The sequence below is a fragment of the Arenibacter lacus genome, assembly GCF_008711145.1.
Classification (GTDB): domain Bacteria; phylum Bacteroidota; class Bacteroidia; order Flavobacteriales; family Flavobacteriaceae; genus Arenibacter; species Arenibacter amylolyticus.
On record NZ_VVIN01000089.1, the window covers coordinates 1 to 9,203 of the forward strand.

Consider the following 9,203-nt stretch of genomic DNA (forward strand, 5'->3'; position numbering starts at 1 on the left):
GTGATGACCGCTTCCGCCTTGTTGATGGTAAGGGTGGCTGTTAGTACCCGGTCGGCACAGCTTGCATGTGCTGAGGTTACTCTTGCAGTAATATTATAGCTACCAGCATTGGTATAAGTATTACTCACATTATAATCGACTGAGGCTCCAGCAGGCAATCCAACAACGGCGAGCGTATGCTCTTCTCCATTATACACTACTTCACTATCTGAAAATGTTACTCCTGCAATATCATTCTCATTAATGGTAATATTGAAGCTTTTTTCATCTGTACAACCATTTTCATTTTCCCCATAAACATATAAAGTTTGGGAACTTGTGATTAGATCTTCGGCATAAAGTACGCTTCCATTACCACCAGGCTGTGTAAAGTAATGTCCTTCTGTTAATACTGGAAGACTATAACTTCCACAGGCAACAACATCATCTGGAGCCTCTACTGAATATATTGGTGGTTCTACAATAGTTACTGAGATCGTAGTATTCTGATTTCTACTATCCGTAATTGTAGCTACATAGGTCCCTGCCGCAAGATTTTCTACTTCAGCAGTAGTAGACAGAGAGGGATCATTCCAACTGTAGCTGTACGGCCCCACACCTCCACTTATTTCAACAGCGGCCGAGCCATCACTTCCGCCATTACAACTTACGCTTCTATAAGCAGATATACGGGCACTAAAAACATCAGCAATTGGCCCTTTAAAGATACTTTCAACTGGAACACCTGCACCAGCTCCATTTTTTGGTGTTACTTCAAAACTGATAAATTTACCAATATCCTCCTGTGAAAGTGTATAAGTAATTGCATTGGCACTTTCTATTACCAACCTTCCTGTTCCGTTAGAATCATCTGCACGGTACCATTGGTAGGTTGTTTCGGTTTCAGGATCATTTTCGGGATCATTATAAACATAGGCGCCAGTCAATTCTTGCTTGGTCGTTAAAACACCTGAGAAACTAACATTTACTGCTGTTGGAAGTAAATTTTCTTTTTCTCTAATTAATGCGTAAAGGCCAGAATTTAACTCCGGTTCAAATACTGAAGTATTGGCATCTACGTTATATCGGGTATTTTTTTCACCGATTAGTGCAATTAAATTTGCACTTCCCAAAATAGAGCCGCTGTAAAATTTAGCCTGTCCACCGGCACCAGTGCTTATAACAGGTGTTCCGTTAATTATTATATTCCCTCCAGCTGAATCCCCTGCATTTTTATCTTTACTGGCATAAATCCGTATGGCATCCACTGTGGCATTGGAGGTGGAAACACCTTCAGCAATCGTTACATCCCCATTCTGGGTGGCAATTAATATCGTTCCTTTGGCACTAATCTCCGCTAAGGTCAATTCGTTTTTACCTGTTATATGAAGATTAGAGGCTGATTTTACCGTTATACTACCCACAAAATCATTATTTCCATGAGGTAGCATAACATTATCTAAAGCTTCTAAATAAGTACTGCCACCAATGTCCAATCCCCCAACCGTGGCAGTAATTCTTCCGGTAGTAGTAGCTGAAAAATTTCCGTTTGTTTGGATATATGATCCAGAAGTAGAAATATTTAGACCATTTCTATTAGGACCGGATGGCTTTCCATCTATGGTTATATTACCATTTTCTGTTTTCAATGCACCTACAGCATCGGGATAAAAATAACTGTCCCCTAAAGCAATTGCATCCGAAGCACCTTTACCTATTCCTCTGATAGTGATATTACCCGAACCTGTCGTTTCTATAGTCCCCGCAATATTAACACCTCTAGCATGCCCAACGATACTAGCACTGCTCCCCCTACCATTGATAATAATGTTACCCCCTGCTACATTTATAGAACCATTCATGGCAACACCACGATATATGGCATTATTCTCGAGCGAAGGTACTGATGGATCACCCATAGCATAACCTATGTAAGGATCAGATCCGCCACCCATGGTTAGGTTGCCACCTGCGGTGTGGATTGATGAACCTTGCTGCATCCATATCGCTCCATAATTAGTATCATTGGCCTCATTGTCTCCTTTAGCCCGTGTCCAAAGTGTAAGGGCATTAGCACTTTCACTTCTAACATCTGCCTGAGTGCTAAATACGATATTATTACCAGTGATAAGGGATAAGGGATCTTGATAAATTAACGTACCGTCTATGTTTATTGCTCCTGTATTGGCATCACCTATTAATATTGTTGAGAAACCATCTGCAATGTTTGTTATAAAATAAGAAGCGGGTAATTGTAGTGTAGCCAACGCACTACCTAACCCTATATCCATCCCGTTTGTATAAGGGTGTATAGACAATTTTCCTGATGATTTAAGTTGACCATTGGGTGCGTTGCCCGAAACAGAAAATCTATCCCCGATGATTTCTATATCTGCATCCGAGAACGTTACATTGGTATTCTCTTTCTGCCCTACAGCTCCTTGCACTAGTACACTGGGGCTTGTCGCACCAGCTGCGGTTCCTTCTAGTATTATTTTGCCACTAGCAGCTAAAATCGCCCCGTCCTTGGCCACGGTAACTCCTGAATTCTTCACGGCACTACCCTTTATATGAACAGTACCACCCCCTGTATTTTCAACGGTGGAAAGATGTGAATAAAACCCCCATGAATTAGCTACAGTAGAAGGCCCCTTGGCATGTCCTTCTATAAAGATAGCATCTTTCGTATTATTTGAAGAGGTAATCAAATCGGGGGCTCCTACAGTTTGACTCAATTCTACTCCATTTGAATTGGATGTTGGATATTGGTTATCTGCAAAACCATACATATAAATAGTACCAACCCCTGCATCTATCAGGTTTCCATCGTGCAAACGAATACCATTAGCATTTGTTGAATTACCTGTCGAAATGGGAGTCGGCATCCCTACATTATTACCTGACAATCCTTTTCCGTAAAACGCGATGTTTCCGCCAGCTGTTTGAATATTGGTTTTAACCAACGTAATTCCATTTGAATTGGTAGTATTCCCAGTGGATGTCCCATTTCCTACAGTTAGTCCATTCCATAAACCACTACTGCTACCTCCCCCAATCCAAAGATGGCCACCGTTCGTTAAAATTTCAGCCTGGTTTTTAATATATGCAATGCCTCCATCTAAGGCATCAGCATCTGACCATATTATAGTATTGAGAGAAAAACCACTAGCTGCAATTGAACTATAAGCCTCTAGATTAATGTCCCTATTTGCTTTTAGCGTCAATGTTCTATCTGCCGATAAAACAGGAGTTACATTCGCATCAATAAACACATCTACCTCAGCTTCGATAGTAAGATTTCCTGAAGCGAGCGCATTGTTCACTACATCAACATTTACTTTGGCACCATCCACCAGGGGAATTAACTTACCTTCACTTAACAACCAATCAGAAGAAGGGTCGCTTGGAGCATCGGTAATGGTTATCGCTCCTTTTGCCGTTGGAGCAGTCAAAACAATCGGGACAGGACTTTCGGCTTTATCAATTTGATGCCCTCCACCAGTAGCAGTCGTGATCCATTGCCATGGATATGAGGAAACTGTAGAATTATTTATAACATCACCAATTGTAACACTTACCTCAGATCCTGCTGGAACCAATGGATCTATCAGCCTAATAAAAACCCTATTTCTAGGAGACCCGGACCCTGTCCAAACCTCTGAAACTAATCGTTTAATCCCATCAATAGTTACAGAAACATCCTCTACTGAAACATTTTCAGTATTCCAACCACTACTAACAGATTGTAAGGCATATAAAATTGCATCATTAGCCCCACTCATCGTAGTTACTGTAGTATAAGAGAAAGTATAAGTAACCCCAGTCGCACCAGCGGTCAAATTATCCGCAGACCACGAAAAATTTTCCAATTGTGATGATAAAGCCATATTGGATCCAGATAATGAAAGGTAGTCCAGCTTAAAAACACTGTTTGCAAAAACATTCAGAGAGTGCAGTAACAAGAAAATAAAAAATAAAACTGAAACTTTGGAAATAGTAGTTTTTTTCATAAGCATAAATAGATTCGGGAAAATGGATTTAATAATAAAGTTTGATTGATATATTAATAGTATACAGGAGCCACCACTTTCTAGGTGTAAAATCCTTATTGGTAGCGATCACCGAAGAAATAAATATTAGCAAAAGGTGCACACCTCATGGTAGTAGGTTAATAGTCTGATGTTGTTTTTTATTCCGCTCGACATTACAATTGAATTTTTAAGAATGCCCCCAAAAACTGCAAACACGGTTTAGAACATTTTGAGGGCAAAAAAAATCCAAATAAAACGTTAACGCTTAGTAAGTACACAAATTAGGGTGTTCAAATTGAATTTGAACACACATTCGTTTCGACTATTGCTCCGCTATCGACCGGAAAAATCTATTAATCAGTTATTTTGAAAATTTTATTTTGAAATCGATAAAATTGGTTTGTCGCCGCCATTTTTCCCCTAGCTAGCCCTGGAATTATGGACCGGCACCCCTCAAAAATTTCTATTATCAGTAGGGAGTCCATGACCGGCGCTTATTATTGATCGAAGACTGGAACATTATAAATCAAGGAAGTGACGGCCTTACCTAGTTTGGCCAAAACCAACCATTATTTTCTTGCAGCTTCTTCTTTTTTAGACATCATACTCCTAACTTTGACTTTAAAACATTTAAAAATCCCCTGTATATAGGAATTGTTTAAATATTGATAAGATAGCACCAATACCCACCCTTCGAAACCACTCACCATATTGGTGTTATGGATTTTATACGAGATTAGCCTAATACACCGGTCAAAATGATTGTAAAGAATTGAATAGAACAAATTGTATAGGTATATTAAGCCTAAACAAGCATTGAACACGCTGCAATGATAATCTAGCATACAATACAAATCACCTAAATTCATTGCAGAATATATAATTTTATAAATGGTTACAACTATGAAGACAGTATTACACAAAGCAGAAACAAGAGGAGATGCAAACCACGGATGGCTACACTCTAGACACACGTTCAGCTTCGCTAATTACCACGATCCAGAGCGCATGAATTTTGGCGTTTTGAGGGTGCTGAATGATGATATCGTATCAGGAAACAGAGGTTTTGGAACCCACCCTCATAGGGATATGGAGATTATCTCTATTCCCTTGGAAGGCGATCTTAAGCACCAGGATAATATGGGAAATACGACTGTTATCCAGGCTGGAGATATTCAGGTGATGAGTGCTGGTACTGGGGTAATGCATTCCGAATACAACAACAATCCGGATAAACCTGTGAAATTCTTGCAGATTTGGGTATTCCCCAACAAACAGAATGTTGAACCGCGCTACGACCAGATAACACTGGATACGGCAGACCGAAAAAATAAACTGCAACAGGTTTTATCGCCCAATGCCGATGATGCAGGCGTCTGGATACATCAAAATGCTTGGTTCAATATGACCAACCTGGACAAAGGCAAGGAAGTAACCTACAGCCTTAACGACGCTAAAAACAACGGGGTATACGCCTTTGTCCTAAATGGGGACGCCACCATCAACGGTCAAGAACTCAACATAAGAGATGGTTTAGGCATCTGGGAGATAGAAACGCTGGATATTAAAGCCGATAGCGATACGGAAATTCTACTTATGGAGGTTCCCATGAATTTGGACGTATAACAGGATAGAAAACACCCCCAGTGGAAACTCCTTCTACCTGGAGGCTTTAATGGAAGGCTACCTCCCTAGGGGATTCACTGTGTTTAACATGGACACCACCCCAACAATAAATCATTAACACGACACCTTCTGAAATCGGCATCGACTTAAGACAAACAACCACAACAACGCTCGCAGGGCGATGTACTGGTCTATGAGCATTTAGCTAGGCAGTGAGAATCCCTTTATCATATTATCATAGCAGGCCAGCGTTTCATCGGTACAGACCTTTCATACGTAGGTTGAAAAGTTAAAGGCACTACTCGAAGGTTTGGATAGAGCGGCTTTAAAAGGAGATTCCCAAATAGGCCCAAAAAATAGTGTGAGGCCTCCACAGCCTGTTTTTAGCCCGGTAGGGAGACCTTACCCTGTTTTAATACTATAATACCATAGAACAATAAATAAGTCGGAAAGAGGTTTCCATCGATATTAAAATCATCGCTTGAGCTTGGGTTGTGTTTATACAAATCCCATAAAATGCCCCTACCACCGCTCAAGAAACACTAAATACCTGCGGTATATTTCCAATTACAAGCTACTAAATCACCATTAAAATTCCATGTCTATTGGATGAAAACCGCCTAATGGAAAAACAACGCTACCTTGGAATATTAGGGGCATAAATCAAAATATTTAAAATTCATAATAACAGTTCTATTGAGTACATTTGAACCTTCTATTTTAAAATGATCTTTTATACAATGAAAAACTACTTCCTATTAGCCCTGTTTTTATTCAATGGACTAGTCTCCTATGCTCAGGAAAAAGAAGATTCCAAGAAGGAAAGTTGGGATGTTACCATCCCTGCCCTCCCCTTTAAAACGGTCAATATCAGCTCGGACGAAGGTTCCTGGATGAGCCTGGATGTGAGTCCGGATGGCAACCAAATTGTCTTCGACATGTTGGGAGATATATACACCTTACCAATTACCGGAGGAGAGGCAACCCTTATCCGAGGTGGGCACGCCTATGAAGTGCAGCCTAGATTTAGCCCCGACGGCACTAAAATTAGCTTTACCAGTGATGCAGGTGGTGGGGACAATATTTGGATAATGAATACCGATGGTTCCCATGCAAAACAGGTAACCAAGGAGGATTTTAGACTCCTAAACAACGCCGTATGGTCTGCAGATGGCAACTATTTATTCGCCAGAAAGCACTTTACCGCAACGCGTTCTCTAGGAGCCGGTGAAATTTGGATGTACCACACATCGGGCGGAAAGGGGATTCAGCTTACCAAAAGAAAGAACGATCAACAAGACTTAGGAGAACCTTTTGCTTCACCAGACGGTAAGTTCGTTTATTACAGTGAAGATGTATCTCCCGGAGGATCTTTTCAATACAATAGGGACCCCAATGGTCAGATATACGCCATCAACCGTTATAATTTGGAAAATGGGGAAATAGAAAGAGTTACTGGAGGCCCAGGGGGTGCCATCCGTCCAGTTATTTCCCGCAACGGAGACATCATGGCGTTCGTTAAAAGAGTTAGGGAAAAGACCGTACTCTATTTACACGACCTAAAGTCTGGGAAAGAATGGCCTATCTACGATCAACTTAGTAAGGACCATCAGGAAACCTGGGCTATTTTTGGACCCTACACCGGTTTCAACTTCACTCCAGATGATAGCGCCATCGTTATATGGGCTCAGGGAAAAATTAAAAAAATTGACATCAACAGCCTAGAGGTTACCGAGATTCCTTTTAAGGCTACTGCAGAACATAAAATTGTAGATGCATTGCGGTTCCAGAACAATCCGTCCCCAGAGACCTTCAACCCAAAAACTATTCGCAATGCAATTACCTCTCCAGACGGGAAGACTTTAATCTTTAACGCTGCGGGTTATCTATGGAAGAAAACACTACCAAATGGCACTCCCCAACGTCTTACTACGGGAACCGACTTGGAGTATGAGCCTTCCTTTTCCAAGGACGGTAAGCACCTAGTATATGTTACTTGGAATGATGAAACTATGGGAACCATTAAAAGGTTGGATATAACCTCATCCAAAAGCAAACCTATTTCGTTGACCAAAGAGAAAGCGATTTATAGGGAACCCGCTTTCTCTCCTACAGACATCAACAAAATAGTTTATAGAGAAGAATCGGGGAATGGACATCAGGGATATGTTAACACCAAGGAAGCGGGAATTTACCTGTTAGAGGTAACGTTTAGCCGTAAACAGGGATATACGTCTACCAAGAAATTGGTTACCAAAGAGGGCCAATTCCCATCATTTAATAAAGACGGAAGTAGAATTTACTACCAAACCGGTGGCTATTTATTTGGTTCTCTAACCAAAACCCTCAAATCTGTAAACCTAAACGGTAAAGAAGCCCGGGAATTGGTGAAATCTAAATATGCACAACGGATTATTCCTAGCCCGGACGATAACTGGGTAGCCTTTAGTAACCTTTACAAGGTATACATTGCCGCATTGCCTATGACCGGAAAAGCGCTAGAAATAGATGGTAAAGCTTCCAACGTTCCAGTAGCCCAAGTAGCCCGTGATGCTGGCATTAACTTACACTGGTCTGCCAATAGTGACCAGCTTAGGTGGACATTGGGTGATGCGTATTTCAGCACCAACCTCAACGAAAAGTTCACCTTTTTGGATGGGGCTCCGGAATCCACCACAGAAATGGATACTGTGGGGATTAAAATCAACCTAACACTCCCTACCGATAAACCCCAAGGGGCTATTGCTTTTACCGGAGCTAGAATCATTACTATGGATAATGAGGAGGTGATAGAAAACGGAACTATCCTAATTAAGGAGAACAAAATTGTAGCGGTAGGCCCTCAGAATTCCGTACAAATACCTGCCGATGCAAAAATCATGGATGTGAGTGGCAAGACCATTATGCCAGGATTAATAGATGTGCACGCGCATTTAGGACATTTTAGGTTTGGACTAAGCCCTCAAAAACAATGGCAATACTATGCTAATCTTGCCTTTGGAGTTACAACTACCCACGACCCCTCTGCAAATACCGAAATGGTATTCTCTCAGTCGGAGATGGTAAAGGCCGGAACCATGGTTGGTCCCAGGATCTTTTCCACTGGGGCCATTTTGTATGGTGCGGACGGCGATTTTAAAGCACCTGTCAACAGTTTCGACGATGCACGGTCTGCCATTCACAGAACAAAAGCCTTTGGCGCTTTTTCCGTGAAGAGCTATAACCAACCTAGAAGGGATCAAAGACAACAAATAATCAAAGCCTCTAAGCAACAGGAAATTAAAGTATTCCCAGAGGGAGGCTCTACCTTCTTCCACAATATGTCCATGATTTTAGACGGCCATACAGGGATAGAGCACAACATCCCAGTAGCTGATGTACACAAGGATGTGATACAGTTATGGGGGGCAAGCCAGACGGGCTACACCCCTACCCTTATCGTTAATTATGGCGGTTTAAATGGGGAGTACTACTGGTATCAGACTACGAATGTGTGGGAAGATGAAAAGCTGTTAAAATACACTCCAAGGGGAATTATAGACGCTCGCTCTAGGCACCGTACCATGG

3 protein-coding genes are annotated in these 9,203 nt (G+C 41.4%); 2 read left to right on the forward strand and 1 reads right to left on the reverse strand.

Annotation, left to right across the window (positions count from 1 at the left end):
* The coding region (locus F1E73_RS15785) for a SprB repeat-containing protein (protein WP_191089038.1) at positions 1–3,989 on the reverse strand (3,989 nt) is incomplete at its 3' end.
* 924 nt (positions 3,990–4,913) lie between these two features.
* Here F1E73_RS15785 and F1E73_RS15790 point away from each other — a divergent pair.
* Both F1E73_RS15790 and F1E73_RS15795 read left to right on the forward strand, forming a co-directional pair.
* Positions 4,914–5,636 carry a pirin family protein gene (locus F1E73_RS15790; protein ID WP_086476678.1) on the forward strand — a complete coding sequence of 241 codons (723 nt, stop codon included), beginning with the start codon at positions 4,914–4,916 and terminating at the stop codon, positions 5,634–5,636.
* A 740-nt stretch (positions 5,637–6,376) separates the two neighbouring features.
* A partial coding sequence (locus F1E73_RS15795) for a PD40 domain-containing protein (RefSeq protein ID WP_150452482.1) occupies positions 6,377–9,203 on the forward strand: 2,827 nt, incomplete at its 3' end.